18 protein-coding genes and 2 pseudogenes are annotated in these 21,216 nt (G+C 71.1%); 11 read left to right on the forward strand and 9 right to left on the reverse strand.

Features of this window, described 5'->3' with window-relative positions; genetic code table 11:
* The first annotated feature begins 36 nt into the window (after nucleotides 1–36).
* Nucleotides 37–1,350 (forward strand): heparan-alpha-glucosaminide N-acetyltransferase domain-containing protein, encoded by a 1,314-nt coding sequence (locus J2Y69_RS07545; RefSeq protein ID WP_310019170.1) that lies wholly within the window; start codon nucleotides 37–39, stop codon nucleotides 1,348–1,350.
* 36 nt (nucleotides 1,351–1,386) lie between these two features.
* Here J2Y69_RS07545 and J2Y69_RS07550 read toward each other — a convergent pair whose 3' ends face one another.
* Nucleotides 1,387–1,938 (reverse strand): DnaJ family domain-containing protein, encoded by a 552-nt coding sequence (locus tag J2Y69_RS07550; RefSeq protein ID WP_310019173.1) that lies wholly within the window; start codon nucleotides 1,936–1,938, stop codon nucleotides 1,387–1,389.
* Nucleotides 1,939–2,071: 133 nt separating this feature from the next.
* On the opposite strand from J2Y69_RS07550, the gene J2Y69_RS07555 reads away from it, so the two are divergent.
* Nucleotides 2,072–3,394 carry an MATE family efflux transporter gene (locus J2Y69_RS07555; protein ID WP_310019175.1) on the forward strand — a complete coding sequence of 441 codons (1,323 nt, stop codon included), beginning with the start codon at nucleotides 2,072–2,074 and terminating at the stop codon, nucleotides 3,392–3,394.
* Between the two features lie 239 nt (nucleotides 3,395–3,633).
* Nucleotides 3,634–3,939 carry a hypothetical protein gene (locus J2Y69_RS07560; protein ID WP_310019177.1) on the forward strand — a complete coding sequence of 102 codons (306 nt, stop codon included), beginning with the start codon at nucleotides 3,634–3,636 and terminating at the stop codon, nucleotides 3,937–3,939.
* A gap of 116 nt (nucleotides 3,940–4,055) precedes the next feature.
* Here the strand turns inward: J2Y69_RS07560 and J2Y69_RS07565 are convergent, their stop codons facing one another.
* From J2Y69_RS07565 to J2Y69_RS07580, 4 genes are all read right to left on the reverse strand, one after another.
* Complete coding sequence (locus J2Y69_RS07565; protein WP_310019179.1) at nucleotides 4,056–4,964, reverse strand: glycine betaine ABC transporter substrate-binding protein; 909 nt, start codon at nucleotides 4,962–4,964, stop codon at nucleotides 4,056–4,058.
* A gap of 64 nt (nucleotides 4,965–5,028) precedes the next feature.
* A complete protein-coding gene (locus tag J2Y69_RS07570) occupies nucleotides 5,029–5,991 on the reverse strand; it encodes an ABC transporter permease (protein WP_310019182.1) in 963 nt (320 codons plus the stop codon).
* Nucleotides 5,991–7,283 carry a quaternary amine ABC transporter ATP-binding protein gene (locus tag J2Y69_RS07575; protein WP_310019184.1) on the reverse strand — a complete coding sequence of 431 codons (1,293 nt, stop codon included), beginning with the start codon at nucleotides 7,281–7,283 and terminating at the stop codon, nucleotides 5,991–5,993. Before J2Y69_RS07575 ends, J2Y69_RS07570 begins: the two co-directional genes overlap by 1 nt.
* A gap of 1,048 nt (nucleotides 7,284–8,331) precedes the next feature.
* Complete coding sequence (locus J2Y69_RS07580; RefSeq protein WP_310019186.1) at nucleotides 8,332–9,477, reverse strand: class I SAM-dependent methyltransferase; 1,146 nt, start codon at nucleotides 9,475–9,477, stop codon at nucleotides 8,332–8,334.
* A gap of 140 nt (nucleotides 9,478–9,617) precedes the next feature.
* On the opposite strand from J2Y69_RS07580, the gene J2Y69_RS07585 reads away from it, so the two are divergent.
* Nucleotides 9,618–11,621 carry a DUF5107 domain-containing protein gene (locus J2Y69_RS07585; RefSeq protein WP_310019187.1) on the forward strand — a complete coding sequence of 668 codons (2,004 nt, stop codon included), beginning with the start codon at nucleotides 9,618–9,620 and terminating at the stop codon, nucleotides 11,619–11,621.
* Between the two features lie 139 nt (nucleotides 11,622–11,760).
* Nucleotides 11,761–11,847: pseudogene (locus J2Y69_RS07590) on the forward strand (ATPase); the annotation flags it as partial.
* 5 nt (nucleotides 11,848–11,852) lie between these two features.
* Here the strand turns inward: J2Y69_RS07590 and J2Y69_RS07595 are convergent.
* The 3 genes from J2Y69_RS07595 to J2Y69_RS07605 are packed head-to-tail and all read right to left on the reverse strand — an operon-like array spanning nucleotide 11,853 to nucleotide 14,787.
* Entirely contained in the window at nucleotides 11,853–12,905 is a 1,053-nt protein-coding gene (locus tag J2Y69_RS07595; protein WP_310019189.1) for an ATP-grasp domain-containing protein, read from the reverse strand.
* Entirely contained in the window at nucleotides 12,902–14,149 is a 1,248-nt protein-coding gene (alr, locus tag J2Y69_RS07600; RefSeq protein ID WP_310019191.1) for an alanine racemase, read from the reverse strand. The genes J2Y69_RS07595 and alr overlap by 4 nt, the downstream gene beginning before the upstream one ends.
* Nucleotides 14,146–14,787, reverse strand: a complete 642-nt coding sequence (locus J2Y69_RS07605; RefSeq protein WP_310019192.1) for a M15 family metallopeptidase — start codon at nucleotides 14,785–14,787, stop codon at nucleotides 14,146–14,148. Before J2Y69_RS07605 ends, alr begins: the two co-directional genes overlap by 4 nt.
* Before the next feature lie 87 nt (nucleotides 14,788–14,874).
* On the opposite strand from J2Y69_RS07605, the gene J2Y69_RS07610 reads away from it, so the two are divergent.
* The 5 genes and pseudogenes from J2Y69_RS07610 to J2Y69_RS07630 all read left to right on the forward strand — a co-directional run bounded on the left by J2Y69_RS07610 (nucleotide 14,875) and on the right by J2Y69_RS07630 (nucleotide 18,920).
* The gene (locus J2Y69_RS07610) at nucleotides 14,875–15,618 is read left to right on the forward strand and encodes a response regulator transcription factor (protein ID WP_310019194.1); all 744 of its coding nucleotides are present in this window, start codon (nucleotides 14,875–14,877) and stop codon (nucleotides 15,616–15,618) included.
* The gene (locus J2Y69_RS07615) at nucleotides 15,611–16,753 is read left to right on the forward strand and encodes a sensor histidine kinase (protein ID WP_310019196.1); all 1,143 of its coding nucleotides are present in this window, start codon (nucleotides 15,611–15,613) and stop codon (nucleotides 16,751–16,753) included. Before J2Y69_RS07610 ends, J2Y69_RS07615 begins: the two co-directional genes overlap by 8 nt.
* 154 nt (nucleotides 16,754–16,907) lie before the next feature.
* Nucleotides 16,908–17,291 (forward strand): GntR family transcriptional regulator, encoded by a 384-nt coding sequence (locus tag J2Y69_RS07620; RefSeq protein WP_310019198.1) that lies wholly within the window; start codon nucleotides 16,908–16,910, stop codon nucleotides 17,289–17,291.
* A pseudogene (locus tag J2Y69_RS07625) lies at nucleotides 17,288–18,234 on the forward strand (ABC transporter ATP-binding protein). The gene J2Y69_RS07620 and the pseudogene J2Y69_RS07625 overlap by 4 nt, the downstream one beginning before the upstream one ends.
* The gene (locus J2Y69_RS07630; protein ID WP_310019201.1) at nucleotides 18,234–18,920 is read left to right on the forward strand and encodes a hypothetical protein; all 687 of its coding nucleotides are present in this window, start codon (nucleotides 18,234–18,236) and stop codon (nucleotides 18,918–18,920) included. The pseudogene J2Y69_RS07625 and the gene J2Y69_RS07630 overlap by 1 nt, the downstream one beginning before the upstream one ends.
* 176 nt (nucleotides 18,921–19,096) lie before the next feature.
* Here J2Y69_RS07630 and J2Y69_RS07635 read toward each other — a convergent pair whose 3' ends face one another.
* Nucleotides 19,097–19,678, reverse strand: coding sequence for an ArsR/SmtB family transcription factor (locus tag J2Y69_RS07635; RefSeq protein WP_310019203.1), 582 nt, complete (start codon nucleotides 19,676–19,678; stop codon nucleotides 19,097–19,099).
* A gap of 74 nt (nucleotides 19,679–19,752) precedes the next feature.
* Here J2Y69_RS07635 and J2Y69_RS07640 point away from each other — a divergent pair, with 74 nt between their 5' ends.
* Nucleotides 19,753–21,165 (forward strand): MFS transporter, encoded by a 1,413-nt coding sequence (locus J2Y69_RS07640; protein WP_310019205.1) that lies wholly within the window; start codon nucleotides 19,753–19,755, stop codon nucleotides 21,163–21,165.
* Nucleotides 21,166–21,216 lie beyond the last annotated feature (51 nt).

The raw sequence follows: 21,216 nt of genomic DNA on the forward strand, positions 1-21,216 counted from the left end.
CGACGGGCGCACCCGCAGGCTCCTAGCGTGGAAGGCATGACCGGGGGAATCACGAACATCACCGCGCCCAGACGGAGCCGATCGAACGATGCGCCATCGCCTTCCCGGCGGGGTGCGAGCCGGAGCGCAGGGTTCCGGATCACCGGCCTTGACCTCGCCCGCTTCGTCGCGTTGATCGGCATGATGGCGGCGCACGTCTGGACGTACGCCCCGGACGGCTCGTACAGCGTCGCCGAGCAGGTGGTCTCCGGCAAGGCGGCCGCCCTGTTCGCCGTGCTCGCGGGCGTCGGGATCACGCTCACCTCGCGCCGCGCTCTCGCCGAGGGACGCGTCGGGGCCGCCCGGTGGAACCTGTTCGGACGTGGGCTCGCGATCATCCTGATCGGCCTGACGCTCGGGATCGTCGGAGGCATGGGCGGGATCCTCGTCATCCTCGTCTACTACGGCGTCATGTTCTGGGTCGCGATCCCGATGCTGCGCTGGCCGAGCACGGCGCTCCTGATCGGCGCGGGCGTGCTCGCCGTCGGATGGCCGCCGCTCTCGGCCTGGCTGCGCGAGGGGATGATGCAGCCCTTCGAGCTCGGCGGCGCGAGCTGGTTCAGCCTGACCGATCCGGCTGCCTTCGGCCGCGGCCTGTTCCTCACCGGGACCTACCCCGTGCCCACCTGGATCGTGTACGCCATGGTCGGCATGGTGATCGGACGCCTCGTGCTGGCGGCGCAGGAGCATGGCGATCTTCGGCGACTGGGCCTCCGGCTGACCGCGATCGGCAGCGCCGTCGCCGTCGCGGCATGGGGCGCGAGCCTGCTCCTTCTGGGCCCGCTCGGCGGTCGCACGGCGCTGATCGCCACGCGGCCAGACCTCGACCCGGCACTCCTGGACCGGCTGCTCTCCGAGACCGGCATGGGTGCCCCTATCACCGGCGACCTCTGGTGGCTCGCCTCCGCGACGCCGCACACCGGGACGCTCTTCGACCTCGGGCTCACGACGGGCATCGCGCTCGTGGTGATCGGACTGTGCCTGCTGCTCGGAACGGCGCTGCGCGGGACGCCCGCCCGCCTGCTGGAGCCGCTGCGCCGCGCCGGCGCCGCGCCCCTCACCGTCTACACCGCGCACATCATCGCCGCCGCGGTCACCGTGCTCGTGATCCTGTCCGGAGGGATGCTGGACCCGTCCGAGGAGCGCCCCTGGTACACCTCCAGCGCCGGGCTCTGGGGGCTGCACGTCCTCGGCGCGATCCTCATCGGCGTGACCCTGATGGCGTTGGACCGCCGCGGCCCGATGGAGACCTTCGTCAGCTGGTTCGGCCGCCTCTTCACCCGCCTCTTCACCCGCTCGCGGAAGGGCTGACCTGCCGCCCTGCACGGGCCGGCGCGGCCCGGCCGCTCATCCGCGCCGGAACCACCGGCGGCGTGCGCGGTCGGGCGCCGCTTCCGGAGCGGAGGCCGCGACCCGCGCCGCCTCGCGCCGCTCGCGCCATCTGATGACCTCGGCGTCCACGTCCCTGGGCGTCGTCACGACCGGGGGCCCGCCCTGCAGCTGCCGTCGCGCCTCGACCACCCGGCGGTTGAAGTCCTCCAGGACCGCACGGACGTCCTCCTCGCGGGTGAGGGAGTCGAGCTGGTCGTCCATCCCGCGGTCCTCCACGCGCAGCAGCAGCGCGGGCGGACCGAGGCCGCTGAGGTTCTCGGTCTCGATCTTGCGACGGATCCACCAGTCCGGATCGTGGTGCGTCCCGAGGCCCTCGATGGGCTTGCCGGCGCCAGGGAGATCGTCGAACGCGCCCCGCCGGATCGCGACCTGGATCGCCGCCTCCACGATCGCGGAGGCGTTCTCGGCGTTCAGCTGCAGCGGAACGGCCTGCTCGTCCTCGTCCGCGCCCTCCGGGGCCTCGCGGCGCGCCCGGTAGCGGGCCGCCTCATCACGCGGATCGCCCATCTCGACCTCCTGCGACATCGATGCCCTTCCACCCTATGCCGCAGAATCGGGCCCGAGCTCGAGCGAGTCCGGCCCGGGGCGGGGCTGGATCGGGCCCGGCTCTGGCGAGCGCGGTCAGCCCTAGGCTCGTGGGGTGCCCCGTCCGTCCCTGAACCGCGACATCCTCCGCCTCGCCGTGCCCGCGCTCGGTGCGCTCATCGCCGAGCCCGCGTTCCTCATCGTGGACGCCGCCCTCGTCGGGCATCTCGGCACCGTCCCGCTGGCGGGGCTCGGGATCGCCTCCGCGGTCCTGCAGACGTTCGTGGGCCTGATGGTCTTCCTCGCGTACTCCACCACGCCCGCCGTGGCGCGGCGATTCGGCGCGGGCAAGCCGGGGGACGCCGTCTCGGTGGGGATCGACGGCATGTGGCTGGCGCTCGGCCTCGGCGCGGTCCTGGCCGGCATCGGCGCGTGGTCCTCCCCCTGGCTCGTCGGGCTCTTCGGCGCCGGCGACGCGGTCGCCGAGCAGGCCGACACCTATCTCGTCATCTCGATGTGGGGGCTGCCGGCGATGCTCGTCGTGTTCGCCGCCACCGGCCTCCTCCGCGGGATGCAGGACACGGTCACGCCGCTGTGGATCGCGGGCTGCGGCTTCGCGGCGAACGCCGGCCTCAACGCGCTGTTCATCTACGGGTTCGGCTGGGGCATCGCCGGCTCTGCCCTCGGGACGGTCGCGGCGCAGTGGGCGATGGTCGCCGCGTACGTGGTGGTCGTCGGACGCCTCGCCCGCCGTCACGACGCGTCGATCCGCGCCGAGCTCTCCGGCATCCGCGGCTCCGCCCGTGCCGGCGGGTGGCTGTTCCTGCGCACCGTCTCGCTGCGCGTCGCGCTGCTGGCGACCGTCTCCGTCGCGACCGGCATCGGCACCGAGGAGCTGGCGGCATGGCAGGTGGTGTTCACCGTGTTCTCCGCCGCCGCGTTCGCCCTCGACGCGCTCGCGATCGCGGCGCAGGCTCTCATTGGCAAGAGCCTCGGCGCCGGCGACGAGTCCGGTGCCAGGCAGGTGCTGCGGCGGACCGTGGCCTGGGGGACCTGGTTCGGCGTCCTGGTGGGCGTGATCGTCGGCGGCTTCTCCGGCGTGATCGGCCTCGTCTTCACCGGCGACCCCGGGCTCGCCGACCTCATCCGACCGGCGCTCATCGTGCTCGCCGTCGCGCAACCGGTCGCCGGGATCGTGTTCGTCTTGGACGGCGTACTCATGGGGGCGGGGGACGCCCGGTATCTGGCGGTCGCCGGCGCCCTGAACCTCATCGTGTTCCTGCCGGTGCTGGCCGTCATCGCCGCGACCGGCGTTGGCGGCATGGCGGGGCTCGTCTGGCTCGCCGTCGCGTTCTTCGGCGTCTATCTGCTCGCCCGCCTCGCCACGCTCGGCCTGCGCGTGCGGACCGGGCGCTGGATCACCGTCGGCGCGGGCTGACCGCCGGCCTCCTTTCACTTTCCCTTTCTCTCTCCCTTTCCCTATCCCGAAGAATGTCGGATGGATTCACTTCTGTCGGCCTCATATCGCTGTTTGGGCCGACATTCTTGAATCGATCCGACATTCTTGCGCTCCTGCACAGGATCGCGCTCCGGCCAGTTCTCCACTGACATCGCGGCCCGCGGAAATCTAGACGAAAGCAGCTGTCATCGTGGACGGACAGTCACGAGGATAGGGGGATGCTAACCGTGAACGAACCGCAGATCTGGACGCTCATCGGTGTCTTCGGCGCCGCACTGTTCGGCATGCTCACGCTGATGTCGACCATGTTCATCCGCATCGTCCGCACGGAGATCGGTTCCGTGCGGAACGAGATCGGATCCGTACATACGGTGATCGGATCCGTACGGAACGAGATGGGCTCGCTTCGACACGAGATGGAGTCGATCCGGCACGAGGTCACCGGCATACATCGTCGGATCGATCGCCTCGACGGCGATATCAACGCCCTGATGCGGCACACGTTCGGAGCCGAACGAGAGTGAGCCGGATCGAGCAGGAGCCGGCCGGAGCGCGCAGAACGCACGACGGCCGCGGAACGCCGTTGCCGAAGCACGGACGTTCCGCGGCCGTCATGATGAGACCGGCGGTCAGCGAAGGATCAGCCGGCAACCTCGGTCTTGAAGGCGTCCGGGAAGGTCTTCACCCACTCGGTGACGGCCTCAGGCTCCTTGCCCTCGCCGTACTTGTTCACCACGAGGTCTTCGAGGGCGCCGTACTGCGCGTCGTCGAGCTTGATCCCCGCGATGAGCTCGGCCGCCTCGGGGTACTTCTCAGCGAAGCCCTTGGTGCCGAGGAAGTGCAGCGCCTCGGGCTTGCCCATCGCGCCCTTCGGGTCTTCGAGGTCCTTCACCGGGTACGCGTCGTTGGCCCAGAAGGGACGCCACAGCGTGACGACGATGTCCTCCTTCTTCTCCGTCGCCTTCTTCAGCTCGGTGAGCATCGCGGCGGTGGAGGAGGTGGCCAGCTCGTACTCGCCCTCGAGGCCGTACTCCGGCATCATCGACTCCTGCGTCTGCTTCGTGAGGCCGGCGCCCGGCTCGATCCCGAAGATCTTCCCGCCGAACTGGTCGCTCTTGCCCTTGAGGTCGGCGATCGAGGTGATGTCGGTGTACTCGGGGACGGCGATCGTCAGCTTGGCGTCGTTGTAGTAGGCGCCGAGATCCTCGATCTTGCTGCCGTACTTGTCCATGTAGGACTTGTGGGTGAGCTCCGGCCAGGCCGAGGGGTAGATGTCGACATCGCCCTGGGCGAGGCCGGTGTACAGCGGTCCGGCCTCGGTGAGGGTCTTCATCTCGACCTTGTAGCCGATCTTCTCCAGCTGGTTCTGCAGGAGGTAGGCGGTGCTCAGCCCGTCGGTCCAGGAGGGCAGGAAGCCGAGCGTGATCGTGCCCTTGTCGCCCGAACCGCCCTCTCCGCCCTTGGCGCCGGATCCCCCGGCGCAGCCGGCGAGGACGAGGGTCGCTGCGGCGCCCAGCGCCACGAGCCCGGTGAGGTGTCGCTTCTTCATGATGTTCCTTTCGTCACGTATATCTCTTCGTTCGTTCCGTATCTCAGGAGAAAAGTGCCCTCGGTCAGGCGGGCGCGCCCCGCCTCGGCGACGCCTTCTGGCGCTCCGCCTCGGCCGCGGCCTCGCGCGCCGCCTCCGCGGCGTCGTTCCGCCGAACGTCCCGGCGCCGCGCGAGCACGCCGAGCAGCGACGAGCGGTACTCGGCGGGGTTGCCCAGCGCGGCGGTGACCCGGTCGAGGAAGACGGCGATGATCACGACACCGAGCCCCGCCTCGACGCCCTTGCCGATGTTCACGGTCGAGATCGCCTCGACGACCATCTTCCCGAGCCCGTCCGCGCCGGCCATCCCGGCGATCACGGCCATCGAGAGGGCCAGCATGATCACCTGGTTGACGCCGGCCATGATGGTCGGCAGCGCCAGGGGCAGCTGGATGCCGCGGAGGATCTGCCCCGGCTTCGCGCCGAAGGCCTGCCCTGCCTCGACGGTCTCGCTGTCGACGCCGCGGATGCCGAGCTCCGTGAGCCGCACCCCCGGGGGCAGGGCGAAGATGACGGTCGCGACGAGACCGGGCACCACCCCGATGCTGAAGAAGACGATCGCCGGGATCAGGTAGACGAATGCGGGCATCGTCTGCATGAAGTCGAGCACCGGCTTGAGGATCGCGCGGACCGTGGTGTTCCGCGCCGACCAGATGCCGAGCGGGATCGCGATCACGACGGCGACGACGGCGGCGACGAGCACGAGCGCCAGCGTCTGCATCGCCGGCTCCCACAGGTCGAGGCCGACGAGGAGCACGAACGTCACCGCCGTGCCCACGGCCAGCTGCCAGGAGCGGACCAGCCACGAGATCAGCGCGGCGACAACGATCACGACGACGAACGGCGTGTCGACGAGGAGGGACGTCAGGCCTTCGACGAGGGTCCGGACGACGAGCGAGATGACATCCAGGAGACCCTCGAGGTTGTCCTTGATCCAGTCGACGCCGGTCTCGACCCATTGGCCGAGGGGAATGCGGAAGCCGTCCATCAGCGCACCTCCCCCGTGCCAGCCGTGCCCGCGGAGCCGGTCTCATCCAGCACCGCATCGATCTCCGACTGCTCCATCGGCCGCATCGGCAGCGTGATCTCCTCCGTCGCCCCGGGACCGGGGCCGAGAGCTGCCAGAAGGGTGATGCGCGGAAGCACGCCGACCAGGCGTCCTGCGTCATCGACGACCGCCAGCGGCAGCGGCGACTCGACGGCCGGGACGAAGAGATTCATCAGGACCTCGCCCTCGTTCACGCTCTGCGGCACCGGGCGCAGCACGGCGCTCAGGCTGCTGTCGCCCTTGCGCACCTGCTTGACCGCGTCGCGATCCGTGACGATGCCGAGCAGCTGCCGATCGCGGTCCACCACGTAGGTGGCCGACATGAAGGCGTCGCGCATCTGCCGGAGCGCGGTCCGCGGCCCGGCGTTCACCGAGACGACGGGGCGCGACCGCTCCATCACGTTCCCCGCGGTGAGCACGCGGGCACGGTCGACGTCCTGCACGAACTGCTCGACGTAGTCGTTCGCGGGGTCGGTGAGGATGTCCTCCGGGGTGCCGATCTGCACGATGCGCCCATCGCGCATCACCGCGATGCGGTCGCCGAGGAACATCGCCTCGTTGAGGTCGTGGGTGATGAAGACGATCGTCTTCTGCAGCTTCTGCTGGAGCTCCAGCAGCTGCTCCTGCATCTCGCGACGGATCAGCGGGTCGAGGGCGCTGAACGCCTCGTCCATCAGCAGGATGTCGGTGTCGGCGGCGAGGGCGCGGGCGATGCCGACACGCTGCTGCATGCCTCCGGAGAGCTGCGCGGGGAGCTTGTCTCCCCATCCTTCGAGTCCGACCATCGCGAGGATCTCCTCAGCACGGGCCAGACGCTCCGTCTTCGCGACGCCCTTCAGCTCCAGCGGATAGGCGACGTTCGCGGCCACCGTGCGGTGCGGGAGCAGCGCGAAGTGCTGGAACACCATCGAGAGGCGATCCCGGCGGATCTCCCGCAGACGACCGGCGGGGATGCCGGTGATCGGGTCCCCCTGCACCGTCACGGTGCCGTCGGTCGCCTCGTGCAGGCCGTTGAGCATCCGGATGATGGTGGACTTGCCGGATCCCGACAGTCCCATGATGACGAAGATCTCGCCGCGGTTGACGGTGAAGCTCGCATCGATGACGGCGGCGGTCCCGGCGTCGAGGACGTCGGAACGGCCTTCACCCGCCTTCAGCCGCTTCACGGCCTGGCTCGGGTTCTTCCCGAAGACCTTGTACAGATGACGCGCTTCCAGAGCGGTTTCGGACACGTATCCCCCGTGGCACACCTGATGGGTGGGCCCACTTCGGTAACGCCCGGGTGGTGATCACAAGGCCGCTTCGACGACGCCGTGCAGACGGCTCGGGCACCGGATTTCGGATCCGGGGCAGAAATCACCGACCGTACGCCCGTGTCACTCGAGTTTGCACAGCGTGAGGACGCGGGCGCGGACTGGTCTCGGACCCTCAGGTCCAAGGACCACCGTAACGAAATGGCTGATCGGGGGCAAATCCTGGCTTTACCGGCACCCGCGCTTTCCCCTGCTGAGCGCGGGATTCGCTCGGCGTGTCGCGCCTTGGCCACCCCGGGGCCGGGCTGCCTCGCCGGCTGAACTGCCCCGCCGTGACAGGTGCGGGAATGCCGGGCTGCCGGGCTGCTGGGCTGCCGGAATGTGGGAATGCCCGAATACCCGAATGCCGGAATGCGGGAATGCCGGAGCCCGGGGTTGCCGGATTGTGCAGCGCCGTCGGCCCACTGCACTCAGGTCGGACCGTCCAGCCGGATCGGGCCGACGGAAGTGCACCCGGCCGACAATTCCACCAACAGCCCAGGAGCAGCCATCCAGCCAGCCAGCCAGTCGGCCGAGATCACCCAGCCAACCAACCGACATTGCATCGGCATCGGCATCGGCCATGCAGGCATCGGGGCAACGTCACTTTTGTCGGCCCCTTGCACCCGGGTCGGATCATCCAGCCAAATCCGGCCGACATCCTTCACTTGATCCGACAATCCACCAACAGCCCAGGACCACCCAGCCAGCCCCGCCGAGATCCCCCAGCCGGCATTGCACCGGCGCTGCCAGAGGCCACGCAGACATCGGGGGCAACGTCACTTTCGTCGGCCTATTGCACCCAGGTCGGATCATCCAGCCAGATCGGGCCGACAGAAGTGCACCAGGCCGACAGAATCAGCAGGGGCAACAGGGCGCAGACCCAACAGGGCAACAGGGCAACAGGGCAACAGGGCACAGACCCAGCAGGGCAACAAGGCACCAGATCCAACAGGGCATGGGCTCAGAGCCCGGGATCCAGGCGGAACTAGCCGACGGGACGGACCGAGCGGGTGACGGTGAACTTCGGGGTGCGGTGGATCTGCGTGGTCGGCCCCACGGCGGCGAGCGCACGGCGATGGTCAAGGCCCGAGTTGAACACCGTCCAGATCTCGCCGCCCGGCCGGACCAGGCGCGCCGCGGCATCGATCAGGCGCCGCCCTGCCCCTTCGTGGACGCTCGCGCCGAGATGGAACGGAGGGTTCAGAAGGATGAGATCCGCCGCCCCGGCGGGGAGGGCGGATCCCGCGTCGTCGAGATCCACGCGGACCCGGCCCTCGATGCCGTTGGCCGCCATGGTCGCCCGCGCCGAGCGCACCGCCGCGGCGGATCGGTCCGTCGCGATGACGGACGCCGACGGATGCCGGAGCGCGAACCACGCCGCGAGCACGCCGGTGCCGCAGCCGAGGTCGACGACGGCGGGGCCAGGCGCCGCCAGAGCCCCGGCGTCCATCGTCTCCAGGAGCACCCGCGTGCCGATGTCGATGCGGGCGCCGGCGAAGGCGCCGCCGTGCGCGCGGACCACGAGGTCCGCCCCGGCCACGTCGGCATGGACGGCGGACACAGGGAAAGGCGGTTCCTCGGGCACGGGCAGCGGATCCTCGGCGCTCACCAGCCGCGACTTCCGCTCGGCGCGCTGCGCCTGGACGCCACGGAAGGATCGTGCGAGCACGTCGTTCTGGGCGAGGGTCATGTGCTTGACCCTCCCTCCGGCGATGAGCACGACATCGGGCGCCGCCCATCGCGCCACGGCATCGGCGATCTCCTCGAGCTCGCCCAGCCCCTTCGGCAGCTGCAGCAGCACGAGACGCGCCCCGTCGAGCAGCGCCCCGTCCGCTTCGTGAGCGGCGAACCCGGAGATGCCGAGGGCCTCGGCATTGCGCATGAGCGCACGCCGGCCCGTCACCAGATCCTGATGCACCCGGATTCCTGCACCGACCGCGGCACTCAAGGCCAGGGTGATCGCACCGTAGCCGTCGCCGATGACCGCGATCTCGGTGCCGCGGAGCCCGCGGGCCGCCGCCTCGGCCACGCCGCGGGCGACGAGGAGCTCATCGGTCGCGTCCCAGGCCTGCAGGTTCGGCGCCTCCACATCGGGGAGCCGCCGCAACCGGGCGAAGGGGAACTCGGACACCCGCCCACTGTACGGCCCGACGGCGAACCGACGACGAACCCGCCGGGCCCCACCCGAACCCCGCCGAGCCCATACGCGCCCCGGGGAATCGCCGCGCCCGGCGCTGTCCGCGGCGCTCCGGATCCGCGATACTTGACCGGATGAGCGCAACGCTGAGCGTCACCGACGACGTCCTCCCCGCAGCGAACCTCGGGCCGGTCAATCCCCTGCCCGCCGTCGCCGCCATGCCCCAGGCCCCCTACGAAGCCGACATCGCCGGACTCCCGGACGGCATCGCCGCGAACCTCAGGTACGGACAGGTCTCGTCGATCCATCCGTATCTGCTGCAGGACGACTACGGTCGCGAGCGGACGCCGACGCCCCTGCGCGTCGCGGTGCTCGGCAACGATCACCTGAGGGCGGAGTTCGCGCTCGGCCTCGGCGGACGTCTGCTCTCGCTCGTCGACCGGCGCACGGGACGCGACCTGCTCTATCGCAACGCGGTGTTCCAGCCGGCCAACCTGGGCCTGCGCAACGCGTGGTTCTCGGGCGGCGTCGAGTGGAACATCGGCATGCGCGGGCACTGGCCGCTCACCTGCGATCCGGTCTACGCAGCCGAGGTCACGGGCCCCGACGGCGAGCCCGTCCTGCGGATGTGGGAGTACGAGCGCAAGCGCGGCCTGATCCTCCAGCTGGACGCCACCCTCGACGCGGACGCACCGGCGCTGCACGTCCGTGTCCGGATCCGCAACCCGCACGACCGCGAGACCGGCATGTACTGGTGGACGAACATCGCCGTCGCGCAGGAGCAGGGAAGCCGGGTTCTGGCCCCGGCCGCCCGCGCCTACCAGACCGGCTACGACGGCGCGCTCTCCACCGTGGACCTGGAGGAGCTCGACGCGAGCCGCCCGGCCACGGCTCCGGCCGCCGCGGACTTCTTCTTCGACGTCACCGGAACCGCTCAGGAGCGCGGCGAGGCCGTGCGCCCGTGGATCGTCGCCGTCGATGAGGACCGCAACGGCCTCGCCCACGTCTCCACCGCTCCCCTCACCGGACGGAAGCTGTTCGTCTGGGGAGACACCACGGGCGGACGACGCTGGTGCGACTGGCTCGGCGGGGCGACCGGGGAGTACTTCGAGATCCAGGCGGGCCTCACGACCACGCAGTACGAGCATCTGCCGATGCCGGGAGGCGCGACCTGGGAGTGGACGGAGACATTCCTGCCGATCCGGATCGACGACCCACGGCTCGACAGCTCCTGGAGCGAGGCCGTGCAGGCAGCCGGCGACCGGGTGGCGCAGCTCACCGACGGCGTGGGGGCCGCCGCATCGGCCCGCCTCGATGCCGTCGCCGATGCGGAGCCGGGACGACTCCTCGCCGAGGGATCGCCGTGGGGCTCGCTGGAGGCCGCGCTCTCCGCGAGGCTCGGCGAGCCGTTCGCCCCCCTTCCCGGCGTCCACTTCACGCCCGACGAGCCCGGATCCCCCTGGGCCGCGCTGCTGGACGGGGCTCTGCCGGACGCCGACCCCTCCGTCCCGCCGAGCTCGTACGTCGAGGGCGAGGGGTGGGAGCGCCTGCTCTCCGCGGCCCCGCAGACGTGGCTCTCGCAGTACCACCTCGCGGTGATGCGGCATGCGGCCGATGACCTCCGCACCGCGATCGCGCACTACGAGGCATCGCTCCGGAAGGCGCGAAGCCCCTGGGCGCTCCGCGGGCTCGGCCTCGCGCTGCTCGCGATCGCCGGGGAAGACGGGGAGAGCGGGGCCGGTCTCAGCGACGACAGCGAGGCTCGTGCCGATGCGATCGCCCGGCTGACCGATGCCCACGCGCTCGCCCCCGACTGCATCCCCCTCACCCTGGAGCTCGGCGACGCGCTGCTCGCGACCGGCAGGGCCGCCGAGGCCCGCGCCCTCGTCGAGGGGCAGCCGGATCAGGTCCGCTGCCTCGGCCGGTTCCGGGCGCTCGCCGTCCGCGCGGCGCTCGCCCTCGGCGATCGGGACGAGGCGGGGCGCCTCCTGGAGGAACGCTTCGAGATCCCGGACCTCCGCGAGGGGGAGCTGAGCATGTCCGCGCTCTGGCGTGAGGCCTTCCCCTATCGGCCCGTGCCCGCGTGGTACGACTTCGAGATGGCCCCGGAACAGGGCCCGAGCTCGCCCGCGGCCTGACCTCAACGGCTGGACCGCGGGATGATCCCGTGGGCAGACGCCCCGCATTCCTGTCGGCCGTTTGCACTCCTGTCGGCCCATCCGCGCCCGACGGGCCGACAGGAGTGCATCGGGCCGACCTAGCGACCCGCGCCTTCGCAACTGCGAGGGCTGGACCGGGATGCTCGCCGCCTTGAAGGTCTGGGCCGAGCACGGCATCAACCTCCGCGACGGCTTCTACGCCTGACCCGGTCAGGGCCGGAGGGCGCCGCGGACCAGGCGCTGCACGAGCTCGTCGTACCCGACGCCTGCCGCCGCGAACATCCTCGGCGCCTGGGAGGCGGGGGTCAGCCCGGGCATCGTGTTGATCTCATTGAAGACCGGGCCCTCCTCGGTGAGGAAGAAGTCCACGCGCGCGAGCCCCCGGCACCCGAACGCGTCGAACACGGCGAGCGCCGCCCGTTCGAGCGCAGCAGCCTGGTCCGGACGGATCTCCGCCGGCACCGTGAACCGGGCAGACCCGTCGTACTTCGCGGCCGTGTCGAAGAGGCCCGCCGCGTGGATCTCCAGCGGCGGAGCGGCCCAGCGCGTGCCATCGGCTTCCCCGAGGACCGCGACGTCGATCTCACGCCCCCGGATCACCGGCTCCACGAGCGCACGCCCGCGGCCCCGATCCGCACCCGCCCCGACACCCACGCCCGCGTCGATCTCGCAGGCGAGGGCGACGGCCGCGACCAGCTCCGCCTCGTCGCGGGCGAGGGAGACGCCATGGCTGGATCCGGAGGACACAGGCTTGACGACCACCGCCTCCTCGCACGCGATGTCGTCGAGGTCGCGCGTCGTGACCACCCGTCCCGGCGCCGTGCGGACGCCGGCCTGACGCGCGATGAGCTTTGACCGGTGCTTGTCCATCCCGGCCGAGCCCGCCGCGATCCCGGATCCGACCACGCGCACCCCGACCAGCGCGCAGAGGGCGGCGAGCGCGCCGTCCTCGCCCAACGGGCCGTGCACGGCCGGGAACAGCACGTCCGCCCGCCCGATCACGGCCAGGGCATCGGCCAGACCGGCCGCCCGCGCCTCCCGGCGGGATCGCGTGTCCGGGGCCGGATCGCAAGCCGGATCGTCCGAGGCGTGCTCCGGGTCGCCCGGGACTCCTCGGTGCCAGAGCCCGTCCCGCCCGATCGTGAGCCGGTCCACGGTGTGGCCGCGACGCTCCAGCGCCTCGGCGACACCGGCCGCCGAGGCGAGCGACACCTCGTGCTCCACATTGCCGCCGCCACCGACCACCACGACGCGCGCGCTCATGCGACCTCCCTCCGTACCCGCGGGCCGACGCCCGTGACGATCTCGTGCGGGATGGTCCCCGCCCAGCGCGCCCAGTCGCTGACCGTGGGCGCCGCCGATCCCGCCGGCGCCCACACCGTCGCGAGGGCGCCGCGCGGGATGCTCCGCGCCCTCGTGTCGAGGACGATCTGATCCATCGAGACCCGCCCGACGATCCGGAAGCGCTCGCCGCCGATCGCGACCGCGGCCTCCGGGGCGAGCGCACGCGGGATCCCGTCGGCATAGCCGAGCCCGACCACGGCGAGGTTCGTCGCCTCGGCCGTCACGTGGCATCCGCCGTAGCCGACGGTCGTCCCCGCCGGCACCCGCACGCTGTGCACGACCGGCGCGGTCAGCCGGGACGCTCCGCGGAGCGGCACGGTGCCGGACGGATCGATGCCCACGAGCCCCGCGCCGATCCGGACCAGGTCCCCGTGCGTCGCAGGATCCGTGAGCGTCGCCGCGGTCGCCGCCAGGTGCGTCAGCGGCACGGGGATGCCGGCCGCCCTCGCCATCCCCTCGGCCTCCGCGACCGCGCGGACCCCCGCCGCATTGCGCCACGGCTCCGCCCGATCGGCGTCGGGAAGATGACCCATCAGCCCCGACACCCGGATGAGCCCGCGCGCGGCGCCGTCGGCAGCGATGCGGAGGAATGCCGCCCAGTCCGCACGCACGGCTCCGCCCCGAGCCATCCCCGTGTCGACGTGCAGATGCACGCGGACCGGCCGGCCGGAGACGGCCCGTCCGGTCAGCCGCGCCGCTCCCGCCACCACCTCCTCCAGTTCCTCCGGGGATCCGACGGCGAGATCGACGCGCCCGCGGGCGGCACCCTCGACATCGATGCCGGAGGGGTGGAGCCACGCCAGCACGGGGGCGCCGATCCCCGTGCCCTCGGCCGGCCAGCGCAGCGAGAGTGCCTCCGACACGTCGGTCACCCCCAGCCAGGACGCACCGGCGGCGAGGGCGCGGTGCGCGACAGCGGCCATCCCGTGCCCGAACGCATCGGCCTTGACGACCGCCATCACCTGCGCCCTCGTGCGTGCGGCGATGGCGCGCACGTTGGCCTCGACCGCGGCAAGCTCGATGACGAGGACGGGACCCGCCGCACGTCCCGCACCCGCGACCCGGACCTCAGGCGCGAGGGGAGGGAGGAGAGGAGGGAGGAGAGGAGGGAGGAGACCGGCGCGCCCCGACGCTGCGACCGGGCGATACGCGACCGCGGTCATCGCTGGACCCTCGGATCCTGCGAGAAGTCGGGGTACATGGGCGGACAGCCCTCATCCACCGCCTGCGGGAAGTGCTCGAAATGCCACTTCTCGTTGTCGTAGGTGCGGCAGAGGCCGAAGGCCGCGCCCTTGCGGTCAAGCCAGTCGGCGGAGTCGTAGGGACCGATGTCGACGGCCTCCCCGGCGACGTGGCGGGAGGTCTCCGGCGTGCCCACCCAGCGCCCGGCCTCCTCTTCCGAGCCGTAGGTGCGCACGGCCTGCGTGAGGAGCCACGCCTGGTACGCCGGTGCACGCCATCCGCTCGCGACGCGCAAGGAGACGCCGTCGTCCTTCGCCGCCGATGCCGCGGCGTGCAGCGCGTCCAGGAGGGCCGGATCGAGCCGGGTGACCGCGCGGGCGGATCCGTCGAAGGGCGAGACGGAGTCGCCGTCCGCGATGAAGCCGTCGGCCGCGGTGGGCTCGCCTGTTCCGGTCGGGGCCTCATCGACGGTCACCGTGTCCACGGAGTGGGGGGCGGACGGGCGGCTCGCCGCGGCGGCGGTGGAGATCGCCGTCACGGTTCCGGCGCCGAGCAGGGCGACGAGGCCGATGACGGTCGCCGCCCAGAGACGGCGGGGTTGGGGAGTGTTCGTGCTCATGTCCCCCAGCACATCGGAGCGCGCGTTGCCCGCCCGTATCGGGTTTTGGATATGTCGGCGATACACCCGGGTGAATAGGCTTCCCCCATGCGCGTGCTGATCGTTGAGGACGAGCCGGACCTCGCCGGCGCCGTCCGCGACGGTCTTCGCCTCGAGGCGATCGCCGCCGACATCGCCCCCGACGGCGACGTCGCACTGGAGCTCCTGGCGATCAACGCCTATGACGTGGCGATCCTCGACCGCGACGTCCCCGGCCCCTCCGGCGACGAGATCGCCCGGTGGATCGTGTCCTCCGGATCCGGCCTGCCGATCCTGATGCTCACCGCCGCGGACCGGATCGACGACAAGGCGAGCGGATTCGAGATCGGCGCCGACGACTACCTCACCAAGCCCTTCGTCCTGCGCGAGCTGGTGCTGCGCCTGCGCGCCCTCGCCCGTCGCTCGCCGCGATCGACCCCTCCGGTCACCGAGATCGGCGGCTTGCGTCTGGACCCGTTCCGGCGCGAGGTCTTCCGCGACGGACGCTACATCGCCCTCACGCGCAAGCAGTTCGCGGTGCTGGAGGTGCTGATGGCCGCCGACGGCGGCGTCATCAGCGCCGAGGAGCTGCTGGAGCGCGCCTGGGACGAGAACGCCGACCCGTTCACGAACGCGGTGCGGATCACGGTCTCAGCCCTCCGCAAGAGGCTCGGCGAGCCGTGGCTGATCCTCACCGTCCCCGGCGTCGGCTACCGGATCGACACCGGGGAGGACAAGGGGGAGAACACGGGAGACGGGCCGGGAGAGGGACCCAGGACAGGCAAGCCGGCAGGCGGGGGCGACGATGGCTGATCCCTCCGTCCGGTTCTCCCGCCCGGCTCCACGCGCCCCCGGGCTCTCGGTCCGGGTGAAGCTGACACTCAGCTACGCCGCGCTCGTGATCGTGGCCGGCGTCCTGCTGCTCGGCGTCGTCGCCCTGTACCTCCTGCGCTACGTGCCCGAGGAGAATCTGTACATCGGCGACCCGCGCGGAGGGTCGTACGCCCCCAACCGCGGCGACCTGATCCGCGCGTTCGTCCCGGCCGTGGCCTGGGTGCTCGTGGCGCTGCTGCTCGTGGGCGTCGTCGGCGGGTGGTTCCTCGCGGGGCGCATGCTGCGCCCGCTGACCGCGATCGGCGACGCCGCACGTCTGGCGGCGGCAGGGTCCCTGACCCACCGGATCGGGATGCCGGGGCGTCAGGACGAGTTCCGCGAGCTCGCGGACGTCTTCGACGCGATGCTGGCGCGCATCGAGGGGGACGTCGAACGGCAGCGCCGCTTCGCCGCGAACGCCTCCCATGAGCTGCGCACCCCGCTATCGGTGACCCGGACCCTGCTGGACGTCGCCGAGGCCGAGCCCGACCCCGATGTCCCCGCTCTCCTCGCCCGGCTGCGCGGGGCGAACGACCGCGCGATCGACCTCACCGAGGCCCTCCTGCTGCTCGCCAGGATCGATGCGCGCCCGCCGAAGACCGAGCCCGTCGACCTCTCGCTCGCCGCCGAGGAGGCCGCGGAGCTGCTGCACGGCCTCGCAGCCACCCGCGGCGTCCGCATCGGCACCGCGATCGGCCCCGTCGCGGTGCGCGGCGACCGGGCGCTGCTGACACAGCTCGCGACGAACCTGCTGCAGAACGCCATCGTGCACAACCTGCCCCTGGACGGCTTCGCGTCGATCGCGATCGTCGCCGACGCGCATCGCGCCTGGCTCATCGTGGAGAACACCGGCAACGCGATCGATCCCGCCGTCCTCCCCACCCTCGTCGAGCCGTTCCAGCGCGGCTCCCAGCGCACCAGAGGCACCGCGCACGGCGGCGGGTCGGGCCTCGGGCTGGCCATCGCCGCGTCGATCGTCGATGCCCTCGGCGGCGCCCTCGTGCTCCACGTCCGCGCCGAGGGAGGGCTCCGCGTCGAAGCCTCCTTCCCCCTGGCCCACCCTCTCGGCCACTGACGCACGCACTGACTCGGCCGCCGGTTCAGCCGCCGACGCCGTCTCTGCCCCCTGACCGCGGCGAGCGCGGCAGATCCACGGTCCGGTGTTGACGCATGCCAGGTTCTATGGTTACTTAGTCGAGTAGGTAACCATAGAACCCTGAGGAGAGCCAGTGATCGACGAAGGCCGTGCGCTCTTCCTCCAGATCGCCGAGGCGATCGAGGAGTCCATCCTCGACGCCTCGCTCGCGGAGGAGGCCCAGGCCCCGTCGACGAACGAGCTCGCCGCGTTCTACCGGATCAACCCCGCCACCGCGGCGAAAGGAGTCGCCATGCTCGTCGACAAGGGCATCCTGCACAAGCAGCGCGGGATCGGCATGTTCGTCGCCGTCGGCGCCCGCGACGTCCTCCTCCGCGAACGCCGCGCCGTGTTCGCGGACCGGTTCATCGACCCGCTCATCGCCGAGGCCCGCACGCTCGGCCTCGGCCCCGAAGATCTCGCCGACCTGCTGCGCGAACGCGCCGCAGGCGCCCGCACCGAAGGGAACCCCGCATGACCGCCGTCATCGAGGTGAAGAACCTCACCAAGAAGTACCGCGACACGCTCGCCCTCGACCATGTCTCGATCGCGATCGAACCCGACCGGATCTACGGCCTCCTCGGACGCAACGGGGCCGGGAAGACCACGCTCATGTCCATCCTCACCGCGCAGAACTTCGCCACATCGGGAGATGTGCGGGTGTTCGGCGAGGAGCCCTATGAGAACGCCCGAGTCCTGTCCCGGGTGTGCTTCGTCCGCGAGAGCCAGAAGTACCCGGACGACGCGACGCCCAATCACGCCTTCCGCGCCGCGCGGCTGTTCTTCCCGAACTGGAGTCAGGAGCTGGCCGACAGCCTCGTCGCGGAGTTCCAGCTGCCGCTGAAGCGCCGGATCAAGAAGCTCTCCCGTGGACAGCTGTCCGCGGTCGGGGTCATCATCGGCCTCGCGTCGCGGGCCGAGATCACCTTCTTCGACGAGCCGTACCTCGGCCTCGACGCCGTCGCGCGGCAGATCTTCTACGACCGGCTGCTGGAGGACTACGTCGCGCACCCGCGCACGGTGATCCTGTCCTCCCACCTGATCGACGAGGTCTCGAACCTCATCGAACGGGTGCTCGTTATCGACGACGGGAAGATCCTCCTGGACGAGGAGACCGACGCCGTGCGGGACCGCGCCGTCACGATCGTCGGCGACGCCGCGAAGGTGGAAGCCTGGGCCCGGGCCGCGAGGTGCTGCACCGGGAGGCGCTCGGTCGGGTCGCCTCGCTCACCGTCCTCGGCGCTCTCTCACCCGCCGAGCGGGCGGCGGTCGAGGCGGACGGACTCGACCTCGCGCCCGTCTCGCTGCAGCAGCTCATCGTGCGCCTGACGCAGAGGGCAGCGGGCGAGAGAGCGGCCGCGGCGGGCGTCGCGACGGACACGAACACAGCCAGGCTCACGACCACGGAGGAGGTGCGCTGATGTCCCGCATCCTGAAGGTGATCCGACTTCAGCTGATCAACAGGCAGATGTTCATCTGGGTGCCGCTGATCATCCTCGGCAGCGCCATGCTCGTCTCGATCCCCATCTACGCGATGATCCCCATCAGCGGCCCGAAGTTCGGCGGTGCCGCCCAGGCGCCGCTCTGGTACTTCTTCGCGATCGGGATGTCGGCGCTCACGCTGACCTTCCCGTTCTCCCAGGCGATGAGCGTCACCCGGCGCGAGTTCTTCCTGGGGACGCTCGTCACAGCGATCCTCGGATCGTTCCTCATGTCGCTGGTCTTCCTGGTCGGCGGCTGGATCGAGGAGCTCACCGGCGGCTGGGGCCTGAACGGCTACGTCTTCCGCCTGCCCTGGCTGTGGGAGGCGGGTCCGTTCGCCGCGGGCCTTACGTACTTCACGCTCGCGATGCTCTTCTTCTTCATCGGCTTCGCCGGCGCGACGATCTACAAGCGCGGGGGCGCGACGATGACCACCGTCGCGAGTCTGGGCGTGGTGCTCGTCCTCATCGGGATCGCGTTCCTCGTGACCCGGCTGGGGCTGTGGCCGCAGGTCTGGGAGGGGATCATGACGCTGGGGGCGCTGGGGCTCACCCTCTGGGCTCTGGGCGTGGTCGCCGTCCTCGCGACGACCTCCTACCTGGTCCTCCGCCGCGCGACCCCTTGACGGTTCGCGGCCCGGTCGCGGCCCGGGGTGTGCAACGGTTTGTGCCCCGCCGTGGCAGGTTCTGTGGGTTCAGCATGCGGCCAACCCACAAGATCTGCCACGGCGGGGCACAAACGCACGGCCAGGCCAGGCCGGGGCAGGGCCAGGGCCGCGCGGGCCAGGCCCAGCGGCGACGGTCAGATGCGATCGTCGGCCGCGATGATGTCGATCTCGTAGAAGCGGGACTCCTCGCCGGAGGCGGGGTCATGGGTCTCCTCGGCCTCCTTGATCGCCTGATGCAGACGTTCCAGGAGCGCGACGAACTCGGACGACGTGAGCATCAGACCGTCGTGGGACAACGTTCCGTGAGCCTCGGCGGTCGCCCCGGAGAGGTACTCGGACGCCCAGGCGGTGAGACGCCGCACCCGCTCATTGTGATCGTCGACGAGCCCCTGGACGACGACATCGCCGAGCACCTGATCGGGCACCGGGTTCTCGGCCCCGCCGAGGTTGAACCCGTCCATCACGGCCGACCACACCCGGTCACGCCGGTCACGGGCGAGCTCCGGCCTCTCCGCGATGAAGCCGGCCTCGGCGAGCACCCGCAGATGGAAGCTGATCTTGTTTGCCGGCTCGCCCAGGCGCGCCGCGAGATCGACGGCACGCACAGCGCCATCGGTGCGGAAGACCCGGAGGATCCGGCGGCGCAGCGGATTGGCGAACGCCTTCAGCATGGCCGTCGTCAACGGCGTCTCCGGACGATCGACGGGCTCTGCCATGTCCAGAAGTCTACTCAGGAGAAGTTGCGCAACTAATCTTGCGCAACTTCTCCTGCGCATCTACAGTGAGGCCCATGACCGCACGGACATCGCTCTGGAGCAATGCGCGCTACGTGGCCTGGCTGGTGAGCGACACGGCCAAGGGCCTCGCGCAAGCGCTGTTCGGCTTCGCGGTGCCGCTGCTGGCCCTGATGATCACGGACGATCCGATTCAGGCGGGGGTGATCGGAGCAGTCGGCATGGGCGTCCGGGTCGTTCTGGTCCTGTTCGGCGGCGTGCTCGCCGATCGGCACTCGCGGATCGCGCTGATGGTGCTCGGTTCGATCCTCGGCGCGCTGATCGCGGGCACCTTCACCGTCCTCGCCCTGACCGATGCACTGACCTTCGTCGTGCTGCTGGTCATCGACGTGCTCCTCGCAGCCCGATCCGCCCTCTTCGACGTCGCGGGGGAGAGCGCACTGAAGGAGGTCGTCGCCGCCGACACGATGGGCCGGGCGCAGGCCGCGAACCAGGCTCGGGAAGCCGTGCTCCAGCTCGCCGGCGGGCCGCTCGGCGGAGCGCTGCTCGCTGTGGGCGGGTGGCTCGTCGGCCTCGTGATGGCGGGAAGCCATCTGATCGCCGCCCTCACCGCCGCGATGATCCCCCGCCTCCGAGGCCCCGCGACCGGCGGGGCGGATGCTGCATCCTCCGAGGCCGCACCCGTCGAGGCCGCACCCATCGATGCCGCATCCTCCGACATCGCCGAAGATGCCGGCGCGGCTTCCATATCGGCTGTCGCCGCGAACGGCTCCGGGGCGGATGCGACGCCCGCTCCCGCTTCTCGGAATGCCGGCCGCGAGATCCGCGAAGGGGTCGCCTGGCTCTTCTCCCGGACCGATCTGCGCGGCGTCCTCCTGATCATGACGATCATCAACCTCGGGTTCAACGCGGCGATGACGACCGTGATCTATGCCCTCCAGCAGGACGGACAGTCGCCGGCCGTGATCGGGTGGATCTCCGCCGGGCTCGGCGTCGCGATGCTCGTCGGGGCACTGTTCGCGGGGCCGATCGTGAGTCGGGTCGGTGCAGGGATGCTCATGATGATCGGGCTCGCCATGCTGACGGCGGGGGCCGCGGCGATGGCCCTGGTCCGGGAGCCCCTGCCGATCATCCTGATCCTCGCCGTGCCCGGCCTGCTGCTCCCGCCCTTGAACGCCGCGATGATGGGGTACTTCATGGTCGCGACGCCCAGTGCCCTGCTCGGCCGCGCCAACAGCGCGACCATGGTCTTCGGCATGGGGGCGATGCCGTTCGCCCCGCTCATCGCGGGCGTCGGCCTCTCAGCCATCGGCCGGGAGGGGACGATCCTCCTCAGCGCGGCGCTCTGCGGCATCGCCACGGTCCTCGCGATCGCCAACCGCAGCCTGCGCTCAGTCCCCGCCGAGTCCGGCTGGGCCGCCTACGCCGAACGCTTCGCCGTCACCACGCCCTCTGCCCCGGTCCGCTGACCCGGATTGGGGCAGAGGGCCCCGCAACAAGTGCCCCGCCGTGGCAGTTGT

Source organism: Microbacterium resistens (assembly GCF_031456305.1).
In the GTDB taxonomy this organism is placed as follows: Bacteria; Actinomycetota; Actinomycetes; order Actinomycetales; family Microbacteriaceae; genus Microbacterium; species Microbacterium resistens_A.

What these genes read in the sequence shown, in the direction of transcription:
- J2Y69_RS07545 (WP_310019170.1), top strand. Translation starts at nt 37, where the DNA reads ATGACCGGGGGAATCACGAACATCACCGCGCCCAGACGGAGCCGATCG.
- J2Y69_RS07550 (WP_310019173.1), bottom strand. Translation starts at nt 1,938, where the DNA reads ATGGGCGATCCGCGTGATGAGGCGGCCCGCTACCGGGCGCGCCGCGAG.
- J2Y69_RS07560 (WP_310019177.1), top strand. Translation starts at nt 3,634, where the DNA reads ATGCTAACCGTGAACGAACCGCAGATCTGGACGCTCATCGGTGTCTTC.
- J2Y69_RS07565 (WP_310019179.1), bottom strand. Translation starts at nt 4,964, where the DNA reads ATGAAGAAGCGACACCTCACCGGGCTCGTGGCGCTGGGCGCCGCAGCG.
- J2Y69_RS07570 (WP_310019182.1), bottom strand. Translation starts at nt 5,991, where the DNA reads ATGGACGGCTTCCGCATTCCCCTCGGCCAATGGGTCGAGACCGGCGTC.
- J2Y69_RS07585 (WP_310019187.1), top strand. Translation starts at nt 9,618, where the DNA reads ATGAGCGCAACGCTGAGCGTCACCGACGACGTCCTCCCCGCAGCGAAC.
- J2Y69_RS07595 (WP_310019189.1), bottom strand. Translation starts at nt 12,905, where the DNA reads ATGAGCGCGCGCGTCGTGGTGGTCGGTGGCGGCGGCAATGTGGAGCAC.
- alr (WP_310019191.1), bottom strand. Translation starts at nt 14,149, where the DNA reads ATGACCGCGGTCGCGTATCGCCCGGTCGCAGCGTCGGGGCGCGCCGGT.
- J2Y69_RS07605 (WP_310019192.1), bottom strand. Translation starts at nt 14,787, where the DNA reads ATGAGCACGAACACTCCCCAACCCCGCCGTCTCTGGGCGGCGACCGTC.
- J2Y69_RS07610 (WP_310019194.1), top strand. Translation starts at nt 14,875, where the DNA reads ATGCGCGTGCTGATCGTTGAGGACGAGCCGGACCTCGCCGGCGCCGTC.
- J2Y69_RS07615 (WP_310019196.1), top strand. Translation starts at nt 15,611, where the DNA reads ATGGCTGATCCCTCCGTCCGGTTCTCCCGCCCGGCTCCACGCGCCCCC.
- J2Y69_RS07630 (WP_310019201.1), top strand. Translation starts at nt 18,234, where the DNA reads ATGTCCCGCATCCTGAAGGTGATCCGACTTCAGCTGATCAACAGGCAG.
- J2Y69_RS07635 (WP_310019203.1), bottom strand. Translation starts at nt 19,678, where the DNA reads ATGGCAGAGCCCGTCGATCGTCCGGAGACGCCGTTGACGACGGCCATG.
- J2Y69_RS07640 (WP_310019205.1), top strand. Translation starts at nt 19,753, where the DNA reads ATGACCGCACGGACATCGCTCTGGAGCAATGCGCGCTACGTGGCCTGG.